15 protein-coding genes are annotated in these 17,786 nt (G+C 41.8%); 7 read left to right on the forward strand and 8 right to left on the reverse strand.

The window, feature by feature from the left end; translation table 11 throughout:
• Nucleotides 1–16 precede the first annotated feature (16 nt).
• Complete coding sequence (locus ACRD69_RS22895) at nucleotides 17–1,510, reverse strand: sulfatase family protein (protein WP_430817486.1); 1,494 nt, start codon at nucleotides 1,508–1,510, stop codon at nucleotides 17–19.
• A 232-nt stretch (nucleotides 1,511–1,742) separates the two neighbouring features.
• Here ACRD69_RS22895 and ACRD69_RS22900 point away from each other — a divergent pair, with 232 nt between their 5' ends.
• The 4 genes from ACRD69_RS22900 to ftnA all read left to right on the forward strand — a co-directional run bounded on the left by ACRD69_RS22900 (nucleotide 1,743) and on the right by ftnA (nucleotide 5,672).
• Complete coding sequence (locus tag ACRD69_RS22900; protein ID WP_430817487.1) at nucleotides 1,743–3,041, forward strand: cysteate synthase; 1,299 nt, start codon at nucleotides 1,743–1,745, stop codon at nucleotides 3,039–3,041.
• Nucleotides 3,042–3,047: 6 nt separating this feature from the next.
• A complete protein-coding gene (locus ACRD69_RS22905; RefSeq protein ID WP_430817488.1) occupies nucleotides 3,048–3,623 on the forward strand; it encodes a PhnA domain-containing protein in 576 nt (191 codons plus the stop codon).
• 113 nt (nucleotides 3,624–3,736) lie between these two features.
• Nucleotides 3,737–4,954, forward strand: a complete 1,218-nt coding sequence (locus tag ACRD69_RS22910) for a cation:proton antiporter (protein WP_430817489.1) — start codon at nucleotides 3,737–3,739, stop codon at nucleotides 4,952–4,954.
• A 205-nt stretch (nucleotides 4,955–5,159) separates the two neighbouring features.
• Nucleotides 5,160–5,672: a non-heme ferritin gene (ftnA, locus tag ACRD69_RS22915; protein ID WP_430817490.1), complete on the forward strand. Its 513-nt coding sequence runs from the start codon at nucleotides 5,160–5,162 to the stop codon at nucleotides 5,670–5,672.
• A 181-nt stretch (nucleotides 5,673–5,853) separates the two neighbouring features.
• Here the strand turns inward: ftnA and ACRD69_RS22920 are convergent, their stop codons facing one another.
• Entirely contained in the window at nucleotides 5,854–7,464 is a 1,611-nt protein-coding gene (locus ACRD69_RS22920) for a dipeptidase (RefSeq protein WP_430817491.1), read from the reverse strand.
• A gap of 278 nt (nucleotides 7,465–7,742) precedes the next feature.
• Here ACRD69_RS22920 and ACRD69_RS22925 point away from each other — a divergent pair, with 278 nt between their 5' ends.
• The 3 genes from ACRD69_RS22925 (at nucleotide 7,743) to mnmL (ending at nucleotide 11,633) form a co-directional block, all read left to right on the forward strand.
• Complete coding sequence (locus tag ACRD69_RS22925) at nucleotides 7,743–8,885, forward strand: hypothetical protein (protein ID WP_430817492.1); 1,143 nt, start codon at nucleotides 7,743–7,745, stop codon at nucleotides 8,883–8,885.
• An 8-nt stretch (nucleotides 8,886–8,893) separates the two neighbouring features.
• Complete coding sequence (locus ACRD69_RS22930; protein WP_430817493.1) at nucleotides 8,894–9,979, forward strand: lactonase family protein; 1,086 nt, start codon at nucleotides 8,894–8,896, stop codon at nucleotides 9,977–9,979.
• Nucleotides 9,980–10,694: 715 nt separating this feature from the next.
• Nucleotides 10,695–11,633: a tRNA modification radical SAM protein MnmL/YtqA gene (mnmL, locus tag ACRD69_RS22935; protein ID WP_430817494.1), complete on the forward strand. Its 939-nt coding sequence runs from the start codon at nucleotides 10,695–10,697 to the stop codon at nucleotides 11,631–11,633.
• Between the two features lie 8 nt (nucleotides 11,634–11,641).
• Here mnmL and ACRD69_RS22940 read toward each other — a convergent pair whose 3' ends face one another.
• The 6 genes from ACRD69_RS22940 to ACRD69_RS22965 form a co-directional block, all read right to left on the reverse strand.
• The gene (locus ACRD69_RS22940) at nucleotides 11,642–12,355 is read right to left on the reverse strand and encodes a LytR/AlgR family response regulator transcription factor (RefSeq protein WP_430817495.1); all 714 of its coding nucleotides are present in this window, start codon (nucleotides 12,353–12,355) and stop codon (nucleotides 11,642–11,644) included.
• On the reverse strand, nucleotides 12,352–13,458 hold the full coding sequence (locus ACRD69_RS22945; protein WP_430817496.1) for a sensor histidine kinase: 1,107 nt from the start codon (nucleotides 13,456–13,458) through the stop codon (nucleotides 12,352–12,354). Before ACRD69_RS22945 ends, ACRD69_RS22940 begins: the two co-directional genes overlap by 4 nt.
• Before the next feature lie 127 nt (nucleotides 13,459–13,585).
• Nucleotides 13,586–15,010: a CotH kinase family protein gene (locus ACRD69_RS22950; protein ID WP_430817497.1), complete on the reverse strand. Its 1,425-nt coding sequence runs from the start codon at nucleotides 15,008–15,010 to the stop codon at nucleotides 13,586–13,588.
• Between the two features lie 11 nt (nucleotides 15,011–15,021).
• Complete coding sequence (locus ACRD69_RS22955) at nucleotides 15,022–15,669, reverse strand: DUF2490 domain-containing protein (protein WP_430817498.1); 648 nt, start codon at nucleotides 15,667–15,669, stop codon at nucleotides 15,022–15,024.
• Between the two features lies 1 nt (nucleotide 15,670).
• Entirely contained in the window at nucleotides 15,671–16,369 is a 699-nt protein-coding gene (locus ACRD69_RS22960) for a DUF4956 domain-containing protein (protein ID WP_430817499.1), read from the reverse strand.
• Between the two features lie 14 nt (nucleotides 16,370–16,383).
• Entirely contained in the window at nucleotides 16,384–17,127 is a 744-nt protein-coding gene (locus ACRD69_RS22965; RefSeq protein WP_430817500.1) for a polyphosphate polymerase domain-containing protein, read from the reverse strand.
• Between the last annotated feature and the right edge of the window lie 659 nt (nucleotides 17,128–17,786).

Raw genomic sequence — 17,786 nt, forward strand, 5'->3', positions numbered from 1 at the left:
TTTTATATGTGAGTATCTATCTCTTCACCTCATTACCCTTTTTGTATGGATTCAGCAGCTTGTTCAGGCGGCTCACTACTTCAGGCTTATCATGGTACAGGTTCTTCTTCTCTTCAGCATCAGTCAGCATATTGTAAAGCTGTTGAGGCGGGCAAGCATCACACTTGTCTTCGGGTAGTGACCATCCCCCTGAACCTTTGGCGTCAATGAGTTTCCAATGGCCCTCACGTATGGCAAACGTTCCGTTGACAGAATGATGCACCATCGTTTGGCGAACGTCCTCAGTATGCTTTTCTCCAGTAATACCGGCTAAAAAGGAATAACTGTCACATGCTGTTTTAGGAATAGCCTGGTCGGTTAGTTGGGCACACGTGGCTAAAAAGTCGGTAGAGCTGATAAGGGCATCACTTTTCCGAGGTGATGCTATTTGATCAGGCCAGTGAATTATAAACGGAACACGATGGCCACCTTCCCATACGTCTGATTTCATACCACTGAATGTGGCATTGGCTTTATGATCGAACTGTTCAATATCAGCAGGTAGCCAATGTGAGCCGTTGTCGGAGGTGAAAATCAACAGGGTATTGTCTGCAATACCTTTTAACTCGAGGGCTTTCATAATTTGTCCAATCACAGCATCTGTCATGCATACAAAATCGCCATAAACACCTGCTTCAGAGCGACCCTTGAATTCCTCAGCAGGAAACCATGGCGTATGTGGTGATGTGAGAGGGAAATACAGAAAGAAAGGTTGATGATCATCACTTTTTTCAATGTAATGCACCGCCTTTTCTGTTATTGTCTGAAGAACAGTCGTGTGGTCAAAATCTTCAGCCACATCGCCGCGTCGATACCAGATGCCTCTCGCTGATTCATCTTTATAAAAGGGTACTTGCCTGCTGACCGGTGCTGTTGCCTTATCATTTTCAAGGTATACATATGGCGCTATGTCAAGAGATGCCGGGATGATGAATGAATAGTCAAAGCCAAGATCACAGGGCCCTCCATTGACACGCCTTGCATAATCAACGTTATCTGTATTGAAAATATCCCAAAGATTTCCACCATGAAACAACGGCAGAGCGGTGTCTTTCCTGACCCAGTTCAGGCCCAAATGCCATTTGCCGATGCAGGCGGTTTGATAGCTGGCCCTTTTCAATAGTTGTGCTACCGTTGTTACACTGTCTTCGATCAAAGCCGGTTCATGCCCGACAAGCACTCCGCTTTTTAAACGACTTCTGAAGCAATAGCGCCCTGTTAAGGTACCATAACGGGTTGGTGTGCAGACAGCAGAATTACTGTGGGCATCGGTAAAACAGAGGCCGTTGGCAATCATCTTATCAAGATGGGGTGTTGGTATTCCTGAGGCCTCATTAAGGGCTTTTACATCGCCATATCCCATATCATCGGCCAATATGTAAATAATGTTAGGGTGCTGGTGATGCTTATTCTTTTGGCAGCCAAAAATGAGCAGGCTTACAACTAAAAGTGTGGCTATTTTAAGGTTCATCTTACAAATGTTTTATAAGGTAAAATTACACAAGGATGATTGAAGGTGTGGTATACTGGTGTATTACATTGGGTGTCATTGTTAATTTTTGATACATCGCATCGTGGGTTTAATAGACACTTAATCAGGATTCTTAAAGCTTGATCTATTAAAACACTATGTTTTTCTTCTCTATCTTTCTTCAAGCCGGGCAAAACTTCTATTTTTGTGGCTCAAAGAACACTAGTTTACTATGACTAAAGAATTCAATGCCACTTCATACAAGTTGGAGTCTGTTAAGACCGGTAATCAATTTGAAGATGAAGGATGGACCCTGGATGCTCCCAATGAGCATGAATGCAGCTTGGTAAGGGCTATTTATGACAAGAAACAAATTGAGGTGAAAGATGCTTCTTATGGCGTTTTTCGTTTTGCCGACTGGTTACCAGTTCACAAAATGCTGGATGGCTCATCGGCTCCTGTTACATATAAAAGTGAAGGCTTAGCCAAATACCTTGGTCTGTCTGATCTGCACATTACGTTTAGTGGATACTGGCCCGAGAAAGGCGCTAACTTCCGCACATGTTCCTTTAAAGAAACGGAAGCTTATTCAGTAGGCGGGCGTTTAAAAAACGATGGAGGTACTGTTTTAGTGGTGGCTTCTGCAGGTAATACAGCCCGTGCTTTTGCACGTGTGTGTTCCGACAATAATATTCCATTGTTATTGTGCGTGCCTGAAGATAACATTGACGCCATGTGGTTTGATGAGCCAATCAAGGATAATGTGAAACTGGTTGTCACCAAATCGGGCAGCGATTATTTTGATGCGATCCATTTATCAAATATGGCATGCGAACTGGATGGTTTTGTGGCTGAGGGCGGAGCTAGAAATGTAGCCCGCCGTGACGGTATGGGAACCACCACTTTGTCGGCTGTAACAACCATAGGACGTATTCCTAAGTATTACTTCCAGGCTGTAGGAAGTGGAACAGGCGCCATTGCAGCCTGGGAAGCTAACAAGCGATTGATCGAAGACGGCCGTTTTGGTAATCATTATATGAAGCTGATGGTATCTCAGAATATACCTTTCTTACCTATTCACGATGCCTGGAAAGCCAATTCACGTAAAATGCTGCCATTGGAAGATGATGTGGCGCGTAAGCAGGTTGAAGAAATTGATGCCAAAGTGCTATCGAACCGTAAACCTCCTTATGCTGTATTTGGTGGCTTATACGATGCAATGAAAGAAGCAGGGGGTGATGTGCTGGCTGCTAATAACCAGGCAGCAGAAGAAGCTGCTCAAATTTTTGAAGAAACCGAAGGTAACGATATTCACCCGGCAGCAGCTGTGGCAACCGCTACCCTGATACAAGCTGTCAAAGACGGTGTTGTTGATAAGGATGACTGTATTATACTGAATATCACCGGTGGTGGTGAGAAGCGTTTTAAAAGCGATAAAGAGATCATTTACCTGAAACCGGCTCACGTGTTTGATATCACACCTGAAATGGAAGATGTTAAACAGGTATTAGGCCAGTTATTTAATAAATAAGCTTTAATGAGTGTAGAAAAAACATTGATGACCCGCAGCGGGTCAAAATGTGAATTGTGCGGGAGTGAAGATGGATTAAGTGTTTACCAGGTTCCTCCTGCAGGAAGTGCTGATGCAGCTGCATGCATACTGACCTGTTCAACCTGCCATGAGCAGATAAATAATCCTGACTCAATGGATGCCAATCACTGGCGATGCCTCAATGACAGCATGTGGAGTACTGAGCCCGCTGTTCAGGTAATGGCCTGGCGATTACTGAACCGTTTAAAGGCTGACTGGACCCAGGATTTACTGGATATGCTTTACCTTGACGACGAGACGATGGAATGGGCCAAAGCTGATGGTGATGGTTTGTCTGATGATGAGGTGGATAAGTACATCGATAGCAATGGAGCTGAGTTAAAAGCCGGCGATACAGTGGTGTTGATCAAAGACCTGAATGTGAAGGGGACCAGCTTTGTGGCCAAACGCGGTACAGCGGTTCGTAACATCATTTTATCCCACGGTGATCCGGAACACATTGAAGGAAAAGTAAATGGTCAGCACATTTATATCCTGACCAAATACGTAAAGAAAAACTAAATATTGATTGTTTAGTAGTTGAGAAGTTTAAGCGTTTAAAAGGGAGCATCTGTTTTTCCTGTATCACTATGCTTTTCAACTCCTAAATGCTCCAACCCCTAAACGCCTTATACATGCTGCTAAATATCGCTTTAATCATCACCCTGGCATTGGTGCTTTATTACGTGTTTTCGTTGATTAAATTACCGGGTATCCTGGGTTTAATAGCGGCGGGTATTCTTGTTGGGCCCAGTGTGTTGAATGTTGTTGATCCTGAAGTGGCTATCCTGTTAAAAGAATTGAAAACAGCAGCGTTAATTGTCATTTTGATACGTGCCGGATTAGGTATAAACCGTGAAACCCTTCACAAGGTGGGGCGACCGGCTATTAATATGAGTTTTATTCCCGGTGTTATTGAAGGCCTTACTGTGATGACCATAGCCCATTATATTTTCGACTTTTCGTGGGTTGAAGGAGGTATGCTTGGTTTTATCATTGCAGCAGTATCTCCGGCAGTTGTTGTACCAACCATGCTTGAACTGAAAGACAAGGGATTTGGAAAGAAAAAGGAAGTACCAACCCTTGTTTTGGCCGGAGCATCAGTTGATGATGTGTTTGCAATCACCATATTCAGTGTTTTTACAGGCTTGGCAGCCGGTTCGTCTGTTAATGTCGGGCATATTTTATGGAGCGTGCCTGCCGGTATTATTTTAGGTGCTTTATTGGGGCTTGTTCTGGGTTTCGCTTTGGTATGGTTTTTCAGGAAGTTTCATATCCGTGATACTAAAAAGGTTATCATCTTTATGATTGTGGCAGTTGTTTTTTACGAGATAACCGAGATGGAAAGTCTTAAAGAGATAATTCCTTTGGCAGGTTTACTTGGTATCATGGCCATAGGTTTTATCATCCTTGAAAAGTACAGCAAACTGGCTAAACGATTGTCTTCCAAGTTTAATAAAGTATGGGTCTTGTCTGAAATACTGCTCTTTGTTTATATTGGTACCGAGGTTCAGATCAATCAGTTGGATGCTTCCCTGGTTGGCAGTGGATTACTAATTTTATTACTTGGCTTAACGGCACGTAGTATCGGTGTATGGATCTCACTGTTGGGCTCTGATCTGAATACTAAAGAAAAACTGTTTAGCATTATTGCCTACTGGCCAAAGGCGACAGTTCAGGCCGCTATTGGCGCTGTGCCATTAACCCTTATTGAAGCTGGAAAACTGGGGGCTACTACCATGGAAACAGGCCAGGTCATATTAGCCATGGCTGTGCTGAGTATTGTTATTACCGCACCGCTGGGAGCAATTGGCATTAAGGCGTTCGGCCCTAAATTACTCTCAAAAAACTAGCTTTACCTTATTGGCTTATCAGTTTGCCGCCACTAATTCTATGTGACTATTTGTTAAGTTCTTCAATTACATCGAGGGCTGAATGATTGCCCTGCTTGCCTGCTTTAATGAAACAGGTTATGATCTTGCCTGAAATTGCTTCTGTACATTTTGCCTGAATCGTATTAACTTATTGGGCATACAGTAATAATTAAAATAAGCAGGTATGTTAAAAGACAATGTATTAAAGAAGCTAAATGAGCAGATACAGTTGGAGCATTATTCAGCTAACCTGTACCTGGCCATGTCATCGTGGTGTAAAGTGAACGGCCTTGATGGTTCAGCCCGTTTTTTATATGCTCACAGTGCCGAAGAAATGATGCATATGCATAAACTCTTCAACTACATTAATGAAACAGGCAGTATGGCTTTGGTGAGTTCGATTGATGCACCCCAAACAGAGTTTAAAGATTTGCGCAATGTGTTTGAAAAGACATTTGAACATGAAAAACTTGTAAGCGCCCGCATAAATGACCTGGTAGAACTGGCATTTGCCGAAAAGGATTTCTCAAGCTTTAACTTCTTACAATGGTATGTGGCCGAACAACATGAGGAAGAAGCTTTGTTTTTAGGTATTCTGGACCGTATGGACGTGATAGGCTTTGATGGTCGTGGTCTTTATATGGTTGATAAAGAAATAGGTAAGTTAAGCACTGTTGCATCACAAGGTCCTGCATAAAACAAAAGAGGCTGTCAGTAAAAAAAAGTTCTCGCAAAGCACGCAAAAGAGTCAAATGCAAAGCTGGCAAATTATTAAAGTTAACATTTCAGTTATTTGCTGGCTTTGCACTTTGCTTAACGGGCTTTGCGGGAAACTTAATTTATGACATCCTCTTAAATATTAATATTCCAGCCTTGTTTTAGAATCCTAAACCAAAACGGGCCCAATACATGTCTTCCAGTTCTTTCCATCGAAGCATGGTTGCCCCGGCAAAGTCTTTGGTGTATCGGTTCAGTAATTCTTTAGCTTCCTCTTGCTTACCTTCACTGATCAGCTTTTCAATGCGTGCCTCTAACTCTTTGGTTTCAGTCTGGCCCTTTTCTTCAAAATAAGCCACTTCTTTTAAAAAGTCATCTTTTGTTGATTGCCAGGCCAATGTAGCTAACTTATTGGCTTTACGGTATTGCCATATTGCAGCATCTTCGCGGTAGCGCTTTTGTCCGCAGAAGTTAAAACTCTCAGGTAACTCTGTTGCTCCCGAATAGATTGGTACGCGTGGTGACTGACCAGGGTTATCAAAACTGAACCAGGCAATTCCGCCAATTTCATCAGGTAACCAATCACGCAGTTGAATAATCTCTGAGTAAGAACACCATGAAACAGCCACAGTACGTTGAAATTCAACACTACCTTCCTTTAGCTGGTTATAAAGGTTACGCTCTCCACGGCCCATCCATGGATTAGCAACAGGTGATTTAATCGTGTCAACGCCTATTTCTTCTTTATTATCGTTGTATTTCTTCTTGGTAACCATAAGGTTTTGAGTCATGTCATACTCTGTGTTCGCATATGTTTCACGATACAAAGCCATTACATCCTGAACAGACACCTTCTTATCGGGCTTAACTGAGAAAGGAATCTCATCAGCTTCAAAATCAAGGTTTAATGATGGAGCTAATGCATTTAAGATAAAATACTCACGAATTTTAAAAGGTTTCTCTGTATCACCATAGGCTTTCCAAAACTTAAATGGTTCTTTGCCATCCCAGCGACCCAGTTTTTTGGCGGCCGATTTTACATTTTTCGACGCCATAAAATGATCTTTGTCTTTAAAATCAATTTCACCAATGCGCGATATATTTGCCGATATACCTACATGACCGTCAGGGATACGCTGAGCAGCCCATACACCACCGATTTTATCGGGTCCTTCACCCACGATTTCCATTTGCCACACTTCTTTCTTGTCAGCAATGGTAATGCATTCGCCCCAATCACCATAACCGTACTCTTCAATAAGCTCACCAATTAGTCGGATGGCATCACGGGCCGTTGAGCATCTTTCCAGGGCAATGCGTTCCAACTCTTCGATCAAAAACATGCCATCTTCATTGACCAACTCCTCAGGGCCAACAAAAGTTGTTTCGCCAATGGCCAGCTGCTTTTCGTTAAGGCATGGATAGGCAGTATTTAAAAAGCTGAAAGTTTGCTTCGCCTGTGGAATGGTACCAACCTGTTCCACCTTACGCATGTCCCAGGGGGTTTCAGTTCTTAATTTTCCTTTGAATACCGGCGTTGTGGTGTCATTGTCAAATGTTTGACCTTTTTCAATGCTTAGCCATGTACGATAGCGACCGTCGCATGTGTGCGATGTAATAACCGAACCATCGGTTGTAGCACCTTTAGCGACCATTATGCTGGTACAGCTTTCACCGAAATACGGGTCGTTTTTTTGTTCAAATATGCTTTGTGCCTGCAGGCTTGCGATAGATCCAAGCGCAAGAACAAGTAATAAGAAATGTTTCTTCATGAGATTTTACTTTTAAACATGATCATTCGAGGTAAAAATAGTAAAACGTCTCCTTATGGAAGCTAACAATCATCAGGGAAAAAGCTTTAAGCAATAAAAAGCAAGCACAAATTCCACTGATTGACACAAATAGTTCCGTATGAAAGAACTACCCATTTCTGTAATTGGTGGTTAAGGAATAATAAGTAGTTGATTAAAATCTTAACAGGTAATATCTGTAAAGCATTCTATTACAATTATTCATAAATTAGCTATTCTGTATACCAAATAACTAACCCATGAGAACAAAGATACTATTGCCAACTCTTGTATCCGTTTTACTGCTTTCAGGATGCTCATTGCTTAAATTTCAACTTGAATCACCAACCGAAGCATTGCCAACCCAGGAACTTAACACCCGGATGGCTGTACGTTCCTATTACAAATCCTTTAGCGGATCAGTTATTCAGGCTGCCGATTCTATCATATCACTTACCGATGATATGGCTATTAAGGTGGAAGCAATAAGATGGAAAGGGGCCGCTACAGGCGCTTGCACGCGAACGGCTTTTCAAACCGATGCTGAAATTGCTTTGATTGATACCTGGTTACTGGCCAGGCAAATGGACGAATACCTGGGAGCTAATAATCTGTTTGGCAGGTATTCGGGCATTGCTCAAAGCTGCGCTGTTGAACTGCACCAAAAAATTGATTCTCTGGCCCTACGCAGCAACCACAGAAAACATTACGAGAAACTGGCCACCTTTGTTAAGGAGTATCCGCTTCCGGATGACTTGTATGAATGGCAGTTTTCAAAGTTTGATACACGCCCTGAGCTGATAGAATATCTTCAGATACCCGATTCCTTGTATACATCAACCATTGGTACCGGCGCCGAGGTAATGAATGATTTTACCGACCGGATAAGTGCCTACAATGAGCAGATTAAGTCGCAGCTGGCCTGGGAAAAAGAACTGATACTCCTGACATTTGAAAATGACACCCTGATGGAGCCTTACCTGGCACGTATTGATTCACTTTCACTAATGCTTAACCGCCTGGCTGTAGTTGCGCAGGAATCTCCCGAAATGATGGGGGTGATCGCAGTGCGCCTGCGAGAGGAGTTGAGTCCGCTGGTATATGATTTTAACTCTGGTATGCGCAATGGTATTAATGACCTGTCGCAGGAAAGGGAGGAGTTACAGAAATACCTTGATGAGCAACGCAAATTATTGCGCGACGATTTAACTGAATCGGGTAAAGTACTGATTGAAGAAACCACAGATAACCTTATTCGTTTTGTAAGACGGATATCGTGGTTGATTGTTTTTGTGATAATTGTTTTGATTGGTGTTATCTTTGGTCTGCCTTTTACACTTGGCTATTTGTTAGCCAAAGCACGCTTTAAACCACGTGCTCTTAAATCAAAAAATGAAAAGTAAAGCACCATATGAAAAAAAATGTACTATTAGCAGCTCTTGTCATGTTGATCGCATCATGCACAATAAAAGAAGAAATAAAAACCTATCCATTTTATATTGGAACCTATACCGATGGTGACAGCGAAGGAATATACCATGGCGTGTTCAATGGCGACGGATCGTTTGACTCACTGCAGCTGGTTGCAGAATCGCCTAACCCATCATTTCTGGCCTATGCCAATAACAGGCAATCCCTGATTGCAGTGGGTGAGCTTGATATTGAAGGAACAGGCACTGTGGAATCGTATAAGGTATCGGTCAATAAATTAACTCCTGTATCGACATCTATCAGCGGAGGGGCCCATCCCTGCCATGTGAGTGTAAACAGTAAAGGCGATGTGTTGATGGCTAACTATTCCGGTGGCAATGTGGGCTATGTAAAGCTTAGCGAATCGGGCCAGCTGAGTGACCTGCTAGCTACAGGCCAGCATAGCGGGCAAGGACCTACAGCACGTCAAACCAAACCACATGCTCATTCGGCCTGGTTTATGAATGATTCTGCAATTGTTGCCGTTGATCTGGGTATCGATCAACTGTTGTTTTATCAACTCAAAAACAATCAGCTTACTATAGTCGATAGCCTAAAGCTGGCAGCTGGTGCCGGGCCGCGACATTTAGCAATGCATCCGCAAAAAGAGGTAATGTATGTCATCAATGAGCTGAACAGCACCGTTACAGTTGTTAGTAAAAGTGAAAATAAATGGGTGACAGGTCAGACTATCACCACCCTTCCTGAAGGTTTTAAAGGAGATAATTATTGCGCTGACATTCATGTTTCTCAGGACGCACGTTTTTTATATGCGTCAAATCGCGGGCATAACTCCCTCGCCATATACCAGCTTGATGCTACCGGTCTTGCAATTAAACCAATCGGTCATGAAACGGTAAGGGGCGAATGGCCCCGTAACTTTTCATTAACACCTGATGGCGAATTTATCATTGTTGCCAATCAACATTCCAATAACCTGGTAGCTTTTAAACGTGATAGCCAGAGTGGTTTATTGAGCTTTGTAAGTGAGGTGAAGGCGTTTAGCCCTGTTTGTGTTCTGTTTTAAACAATTGATCTGTATAACGCGGTTATTTGTCGATCCCGATAGTTATTCGGGAGAAAACTGATTGACTGTTGAATTGTTGAATTGTCAATAGTTTAAGAGATTATACGTTGAAAAATTAAACTACTCAACTTCTCAACTATTAAATTGTTGTGTAGTCGAATTGTCGAACTGTCGAATTGTTGATAGTTTAAAAGTTTATAAGTTGAAAAATTAAACTACTCAACTATTCATTTGTCGAACGGTCGAGTTGTCGAACTGTCGAATTGTTTATAAGTTGAACGATTAAACTAATAAACTGCTAAACTATATTTTTTAACCAAGCTGTAAATAGCAGGCTGAAGGTCTGCCATATCATAGCCCGGGGCAAAGCATAGCGACGCCCCGGGTTTGTAATGCAAGTAAAAAAAACGGTGCAACAGCAATTGTTCTTCGTGCACTTCAGTTCCATGCACCGGTATAGCAAATGCCCGATTATGAGTAAATTTAATGTGAGATGTGTGGATGTTCGATGTACGATGCGGGGATGTAGGTTCGATGTTAAACTACTAAACTACTAAACTACTCAACTATTAAACTACTCAACTTCTCAACCATTAAACTATTCAACTGTCAAATTGATTATTGTTGAACCGTCTATCTATCTAATAACCTACCTATCTAAGCACCTAATATTCTAATCAGCTTTTCTTATCTTTGCGCCTCAAATTTCGACGATATGCAATTTCCCTGGGGACACAATAAGCGTTATAACGATTACAGTTCATATATACGGCGTACTTTTGGTGAGCGCGTTCAAAAGGTTTCAATAAATGCAGGTTTTACCTGTCCTAACCGCGATGGTTCAAAGGGAACAGGAGGATGTGCATTTTGTAATAACAGTACTTTTAATCCCTCCTATTGTGGTCCTGAGCTGAGTATTACCGAGCAAATTGATAAAGGTTCATCCTTTTTCAGACCGAAATACCAGACACAACAATACCTGGCCTATTTTCAGGCCTACAGTAATACCTATGGCGAGACTGATTACCTGTTGGAGCAATATCAACAGGCCCTTGATCATCCCAAGGTTACAGGTATTGTACTGGGTACGCGGCCAGATTGCATTTCAGATGATTTGCTGGAACACCTTAAAGAATGGCGCAAAGACTATTATATCGCCATTGAACTGGGTGCTGAATCAACATCCAATGAAACCCTTGCGCAGATAAATCGTGGGCATAGTTATGAGGAGACCATTGAGGCAGCGACTAAAATTTCCGCTGCAGGAATCCCCGTCGGCATGCACTTGATACTGGGATTACCCGGAGAAGATAGAAAACAGTTGTTGCAGCATGCCGTAGAGGTGTCCGCATTACCCATTAACTTTTTAAAACTACACCAGCTACAGATTGTCAAAGGCAGTGCTTTTGCCGGTATTTACGAAGAAAATCCTGCTCACTTCAATTTGTTTACTGCCGAAGAGTTTATTGACCTGATAGTAGACTTCCTGGAGTTGATGAACCCGCAGATTGTGATGGAACGATTTATCAGTCAGGCACCCCACGATTTGCTGATAGCGCCCCGCTGGGGTTTAAAGAACTTTGAGTTTGTGGCTAAAGTTGAAAAGCGCCTGGCAGAAAGGGATACCTGGCAGGGACGCCTCTATAAAGCATAAGTCATCTATTACTTTAGAAATTTCTTATCAACAAATTCCTGGAAAGTCTCCTTATACTGATCGCTGATAGGGATGTAAGTCTTATCAAATACGATTCGGCTGCGTTCTATTGTAGTTATTTTATTGAGGTGGACTATAAATGAACGGTGTACACGCATGAAAGTATCAGGCGGAAGATGTTCAACCAGTTTTTTTATACTCATAAGAGCCATCACAGGTGCTTCATTGTCCAGGAATATACGCACATATTCACGCATACCTTCAATGTAACGTATGTCGGCATAATTGATCCTGATTACCTTGTATTCAGATTTAATGAACAGGAAGTTATCACCATGTCCGACAGACTCTGCAGACACAGGATCTGAGAAATACAGATCCTTTGCTTTACCGGCTGCCTTTAAAAAGTCGGTATACGCGATTGGTTTGAGCAAATAATCCACCGCATTGACCTTAAAGCCTTCAAGGGCATATTCGCTGTAGGCCGTGGTAAATATTACCTTGGGACCATTGTTGAGTGTTTTTACAAAATCCATCCCGTTCAAATCGGGCATATTAATGTCAACAAACAATAGGTCTACTGTATTGTCAGCCATAAAACTCATGGCACTTAACGCACTTTCAAACTGACCGCGTAAGTCCAGAAAGGGTGTTTTCTCAATGTAAGCGGCCATTTGCTTTAAAGCTAAAGGTTCGTCGTCAATGGTTATACAACGTATCATAGTGGTAATGTTAATTTGATCAGGTAATGTTCTGAAGTACTTTCTTCATGCAGCTTGTATTCTTTGCCATACAAAATATCCAGTCTTTTTCTCGAATTCTCTGTTCCAATGCCCGATGGTTCGTCAATAGTGTTGCTTGGATGATTCGAATTACGTATGCTGAACTCCAGTTCATTATTAATGAAATGGATATTGATGTAAATAAAGGATTCATGCTGGTAGCTTATCCCATGCTTAAAAGCATTTTCAACATAGGATGTGAACAAGAGAGGAGGAAGCAAAGCATCGGGCATTGGCTCGCTGATGTTCAGCTGAATGTCCACTTTATCAGAGAAACGAAGCTTCATCAGATCAATGTAGTTACGTATAAAGTCCACCTCCCTGTTAATGGGAATGCGCTCGGCATTGGAGTCGTAAAGCAGGTGACGCATCAACTTTGATAACCGTATGATGGAATCTTTAGCTTCTTCAGTGTCCAGATCAATGAGCGAATGAATGTTATTGAGCGTATTCATAAAGAAGTGCGGACTCACCTGGTTGCGCAAAAAAGCAAGCTCACTTTTTACCTTCTCCTTTTCCAGTATTTCCTGTTCCTTTTCAAGGCGTGTCCACCTGAATACAGTGCGTAGACCGGAGTCAAAACCAAGGATTAAAAAAGCCAGTATAAAGGAATTAACCTGCGGAGGGATAGCTTCGGGACCTTTTTCGCGCGCCTGTGGCCGGTGGGGCGGAGGCATTCGTCTGTCTCCTTGCTGGCCTGGCATAGGCTGGTGCATCTCCGGTGGTCTCCTGTTGTTTTCAGGTTTTTTGGGTATGATGTAGTTCGTGAGAATAACAAAGGCAAAAGTGCAGAGTATCCCCGTAAAGAAATACAGCCATCTTTTGCGCTTAAACAGCAGCAGGGGAACCAATACAAAATGATTGATCAGTGAAAGGCCCAGGAAAGGCAGTAGTCGTAACCATGTGCCGAACAACTTTTTCCAGATCGTTACATCAATATTATCGGTGAAAATTACCGGAGCGGCAAATATGAAAAGCCATATAGTTGCAAATATGAGGTGCTCGGTGATGAGTAGCGATGGATGTTTATCGTTTTTGGACATACTACAAATATAATAGAATCAGTGGGATTCGTTCTTTACGGAGGATTGAGTATAAGAGGGTGCTGTACTGTTTGTGAGTTGCCTCAGAAAGCTAAGTTATCTCAAGCACCCTCTTTTCATTCCCGATTTATTGCTTTAAATAGTCTGTTACAGCATCATTGCGACTTTGAACATGACTTTTAAGTTCTTCAATACCGTTGTCGAAGTCAGTGTCACTGCTGAGGAAAGAATATGACTGGCGCTCGGCATATGCATAGTCTTTTAACAAAGTGTAGTAGTCATTATATACTTCTGTAATCTCAGCCGGTATAAATACTTCATTGATAAACTGCTCAAGATAAGTATTGTATAGCTCTTTGTATTCGGGTATATCAACCAGGTAACTGATCAAAGGCCAGTTATTACCCACTTCGTCCATGGAGAGGCTTAGGGCGCCGCCTTGTTTGCCAAATTGCAATGCCTCGTTATTGTCCCAGGGAATCCATGTTAATAAGCCGTCAGCAGGATTGTTGTACAGGTAATAGTTGTGCGTCATACGACCATAGGTATCCCAGTTCTGAATAATGGTATTGGCGGCCAGCCATTTCATAAAACCATCCACATTGAGGATGCTTTCCAGCTCCGCTTTCCACGTTTCTATATCGTTGGTTCTTGTTGATGAGTTGATGATCGTATATAAGGCTTTTACATCGGAATAATCAGCAACGTCTTCATTGGTTTTCTTTTCCATTTCTTCGCTATTATAGGTTCCTGAGGCGAAAGAGGCCGCATCACCATCGGGCTTGTATAAATTACCGCTACCATCGCTAAACTGCGAATCCAGAACCGTATCATCCACTTCTTCAACAATGGTATAAACCCCATAATATTCAGGACCATTCCCCTTATCAACATATAATGCGCAAAAGGAGGTTTGTGCTGATGCAAGACCAAACTGACGGAAAAGGTCGGCCACTACTTTTTCCCGAAGCAAGGAAGAATCATCAAAGTTGTTATTGAGATTCAGTTGCTTAAAGCCATAGAAACGTTGGTTTTTCAATGCCGGGTAATCATCTTCAAATTCATCAAAATCGAGCTTAAAGGATAGTTTATTATTTCCTGACTGATAGGCCGAACGTAAGCTGGAGTTCCCTTTGAAGCGAACACCTACCTGATACCATTCGGTATTGTCATAGGTAAATGAACAAGGTACCCAGATCGGATCAAAATCACTGGTCGAGGGCATGCCACCCCCAGGACCACCACCGGGTCCGCCACCCGAGCTGCTAATGTTAGCAGCCAGATCAGACTGCATGACAGCCCAGTTATCGGAACTGATACTGATATCGATGCGTTGAACAGTATTTTGAGGAAAAACAATAGCATAATCGGGTGTTACGCTGTTACTGTGCGTTTCTTCTGACCAGTCGGGATACGATTCAGGGTCAGTTATTTCTTCATCTGAACCCGATTCTTCGGCAGGTGTCAGGCTATCATCGTTTCTGCAACTCCCAAAGAAGAGAAACGTGGCGATGAATAAAAAAGTACAGGTAATTGAATGTGCAGTTTTCATATCGGAGAATTTTAGAATTTAAACTTATAACCCAGGTACATAATGTGTTTGTTTTCGTATCGTTGCATATAGTAATCGAGTTTATATCCCATGCTGATCGAATTGGTTTTGTTGATCTTATAATCTGTTCCAAGCGAATAACGCACTTTAAAGAGTTCATTGTTATTCATGTCCCTGAACAGCTCGGCACCGGCAAAAGGGGTGAACTTGCATTTGCGAATGTTGTATTCAAGGCCGGCTTTGGCACGCAAGAATTCACCATTTTCATCGTCTTCTGAATAATTGGTGTAGCGCAATCGCACAGCGGGTTTCCAGCGTTTGAGCTTGTATTCATACCGCATGTCAAAAGCATATCGCTGGAGGTATTCTGTGTCCTTTGTTGAACGTTCGTTGGCTATGAACCGATAGCTGGCACCCAATGAAAGGCGTTTAAAAGGATTGTATACAGTCCTGAGCTCAAGAATACATTTATCTATGGAAAAAGCTTCATCAAATCGAAGTTCAGGTATGGCCTGCAGCTTCCATTTGTCGGCTAGTTTATAGCTGAGCTTAAACTCAGTGCGTGTTTGTGAGGTGTTCTCAATATCCTGTGCTTCTGCATCAAAAGCTATTACAGCAATTAACAGGATGAAAATGATATATGACTTGTATTTGTTCATTCTATTGGCATTTATGATTATTGGCACTGTAATAAAGGGTAATGTCAGCTACGTCGCGCAGAAAGTCTATCTTGTTGATCTCGAATCGACTGATATTGATTCCTGTGCGGTTTTTCATATCACGAAGCAGTTCCTCATGCTTCATCAGGTGGATGTTTTCAATGTGTTCGTAGGTAAGTTGAACCGATAGTTCCTGCTTTAAAGCGAGACGTTTTTCAAGAAACCACAAGCCAAAAACGATGACCATATTAGTCAGTACCAGCTCGGCATAGCTGACCTTTTTATTTGATAAAGCGTTGATAACAGAAATGCCAATCACAATAAACAGGTAGGTCATTTCCTTGATTGGTATGGCATCCGTTCGATAGCGTAAAATGCCAAATATGGCAAATAAGCCAAGCGCAAAGCCAAGTTCCAGCTTAACGTTGCTGAGCAGGAAACACAATAGAAATACGATTACCCCAATAACGATAAAGCTGAAATAAAAATCTTTACGACGGCTTCGTTTGGCATACATGTAATGGACCACTATGAATATCAGGATGGTATTTAGTGCGAGCCTGAGAAGAAGTTCAGTGAAATCATTAACGTTAATGAGTTTTATACCCAGTAAACGCAGGTTATCTTCCCAATCAGGTAGTTGATTAGCTGTTTCAGTAACTTGTGCAAGTCCTGTTTGTATGAATTGTTCAATGCCCATGTGTGTGATTTAGATTAATTGTTAATAGTCAATGTTTTTGTGAGTCGACGGATCTTTGGTTTAAAAGCATTGTGTTTTAAATTGTCATCAGTTAAAGCACGACCAAAGCAGTATTTGCTGAAGCCGGTTTTTTTAATGCCCATGGACGATAAAAGACTTTTTAATGCGGAGTTGGCACGGCTTCCGTCGGTCTTTACCTCAATAATAGCCAGATGGTCCAGGCTTATCTCCTGGTCTTTATTCTGAAAGTTGATATTGAAATCAATGGTGCAGCGCTCGTCAAAAGATTTACTAACCAGGGTGATGCGATGAAATTGATTGCGAATGGCCGGATGCAGGTCGTTCGTGGTGAACGGGCAGTTATTGGATAGAAACAACTGTGCATCATGGTCAAAAGCATTGATCTCAGTATTGGTTGGGATCCTGTTTTTAATTGTTCGCCCTTTATTATTTTTACGCTTTATCTCTAAAAAGGAAATACCCGAGTCAACATAGGTTCGATGTCTTATTTTATACCGGTTAAGGTGCCCGTTATGATGGGCTTTATACATACTGTTGAGGGAAGTGTCAAAGTAGGTTGTCGAATAGGATAGTATTTGCTTTTGCTCTATTTCAAGGATATAGTAAAACCTGCTGATACGTTTTAGAATTTCATTAAGCCGCCTGGCATGAAAACAGTATTTTGTATCTATACGGTTCATCAATTTAACCTGTTCTATATCTTTTAGACTAATGCTTTTCATATAAGGTAAAGTCATAGTTGTTGAATTATAGTGGTGAAATCAGGAGTGGATTATAACTGTCCAGATTAGCAGCATGATTATCGCAAGTACATACAGAAAAGGAAGTATGCGTAAAAAGCGATCTGTCTGTGACCTAAAATGCTTCATCGTATCCGGGTTTTTAAATGAGTAAAAAGACAGCTGATAAATCGGCTTTGTCAGATCAAATGTACCCTTGCGCACCATCAGTAAGGAATGTAATCAACAGGACCGGATTTTTCATCTACGAATCAGTTCATTTGTTCTATTGGAATGAAGGGCTTTTTTCTGTCGAACTGATTATCCCGATAGACATCGGGAGTCGAATTGATAAACTGTTGAATTGATAAACTGTCGAACTGATAAACTGTCGAATTGTCGAACCGTCAAATTGTTTATGAGTTTATGCGTTACTAAGTTGAACGATTAAACTGCTAAACTATTTTTTTTTACCAAGCTGTAAATCAGCTCTCCTCCTGGCAAGGAGGAGTACCTCGACGAAGGAGAGGGGAGGTGGTTTTAAGTCTTCTTTATAAATTAGTTTTCAACAATATAAGAAAGATATGAAAAGTAACCGGCCAGAAATGATTTATAGGAGAAAACTATTGAGAAACAGAGCAACTCCAGCGGAATGTGAACTTTGGAATTACCTTAAA

The sequence above is a fragment of the Carboxylicivirga agarovorans genome (assembly GCF_050589845.1).
In the GTDB taxonomy this organism is placed as follows: Bacteria; Bacteroidota; Bacteroidia; order Bacteroidales; family Marinilabiliaceae; genus Carboxylicivirga; species Carboxylicivirga agarovorans.

Coding starts and splice junctions, on each gene's coding strand:
- ACRD69_RS22895 (WP_430817486.1), bottom strand. CDS start 1,510: ATGAACCTTAAAATAGCCACACTTTTAGTTGTAAGCCTGCTCATTTTT.
- ACRD69_RS22900 (WP_430817487.1), top strand. CDS start 1,743: ATGACTAAAGAATTCAATGCCACTTCATACAAGTTGGAGTCTGTTAAG.
- ACRD69_RS22905 (WP_430817488.1), top strand. CDS start 3,048: ATGAGTGTAGAAAAAACATTGATGACCCGCAGCGGGTCAAAATGTGAA.
- ACRD69_RS22910 (WP_430817489.1), top strand. CDS start 3,737: ATGCTGCTAAATATCGCTTTAATCATCACCCTGGCATTGGTGCTTTAT.
- ftnA (WP_430817490.1), top strand. CDS start 5,160: ATGTTAAAAGACAATGTATTAAAGAAGCTAAATGAGCAGATACAGTTG.
- ACRD69_RS22920 (WP_430817491.1), bottom strand. CDS start 7,464: ATGAAGAAACATTTCTTATTACTTGTTCTTGCGCTTGGATCTATCGCA.
- ACRD69_RS22925 (WP_430817492.1), top strand. CDS start 7,743: ATGAGAACAAAGATACTATTGCCAACTCTTGTATCCGTTTTACTGCTT.
- ACRD69_RS22930 (WP_430817493.1), top strand. CDS start 8,894: ATGAAAAAAAATGTACTATTAGCAGCTCTTGTCATGTTGATCGCATCA.
- mnmL (WP_430817494.1), top strand. CDS start 10,695: ATGCAATTTCCCTGGGGACACAATAAGCGTTATAACGATTACAGTTCA.
- ACRD69_RS22940 (WP_430817495.1), bottom strand. CDS start 12,355: ATGATACGTTGTATAACCATTGACGACGAACCTTTAGCTTTAAAGCAA.
- ACRD69_RS22945 (WP_430817496.1), bottom strand. CDS start 13,458: ATGTCCAAAAACGATAAACATCCATCGCTACTCATCACCGAGCACCTC.
- ACRD69_RS22950 (WP_430817497.1), bottom strand. CDS start 15,010: ATGAAAACTGCACATTCAATTACCTGTACTTTTTTATTCATCGCCACG.
- ACRD69_RS22955 (WP_430817498.1), bottom strand. CDS start 15,669: ATGAACAAATACAAGTCATATATCATTTTCATCCTGTTAATTGCTGTA.
- ACRD69_RS22960 (WP_430817499.1), bottom strand. CDS start 16,369: ATGGGCATTGAACAATTCATACAAACAGGACTTGCACAAGTTACTGAA.
- ACRD69_RS22965 (WP_430817500.1), bottom strand. CDS start 17,127: ATGACTTTACCTTATATGAAAAGCATTAGTCTAAAAGATATAGAACAG.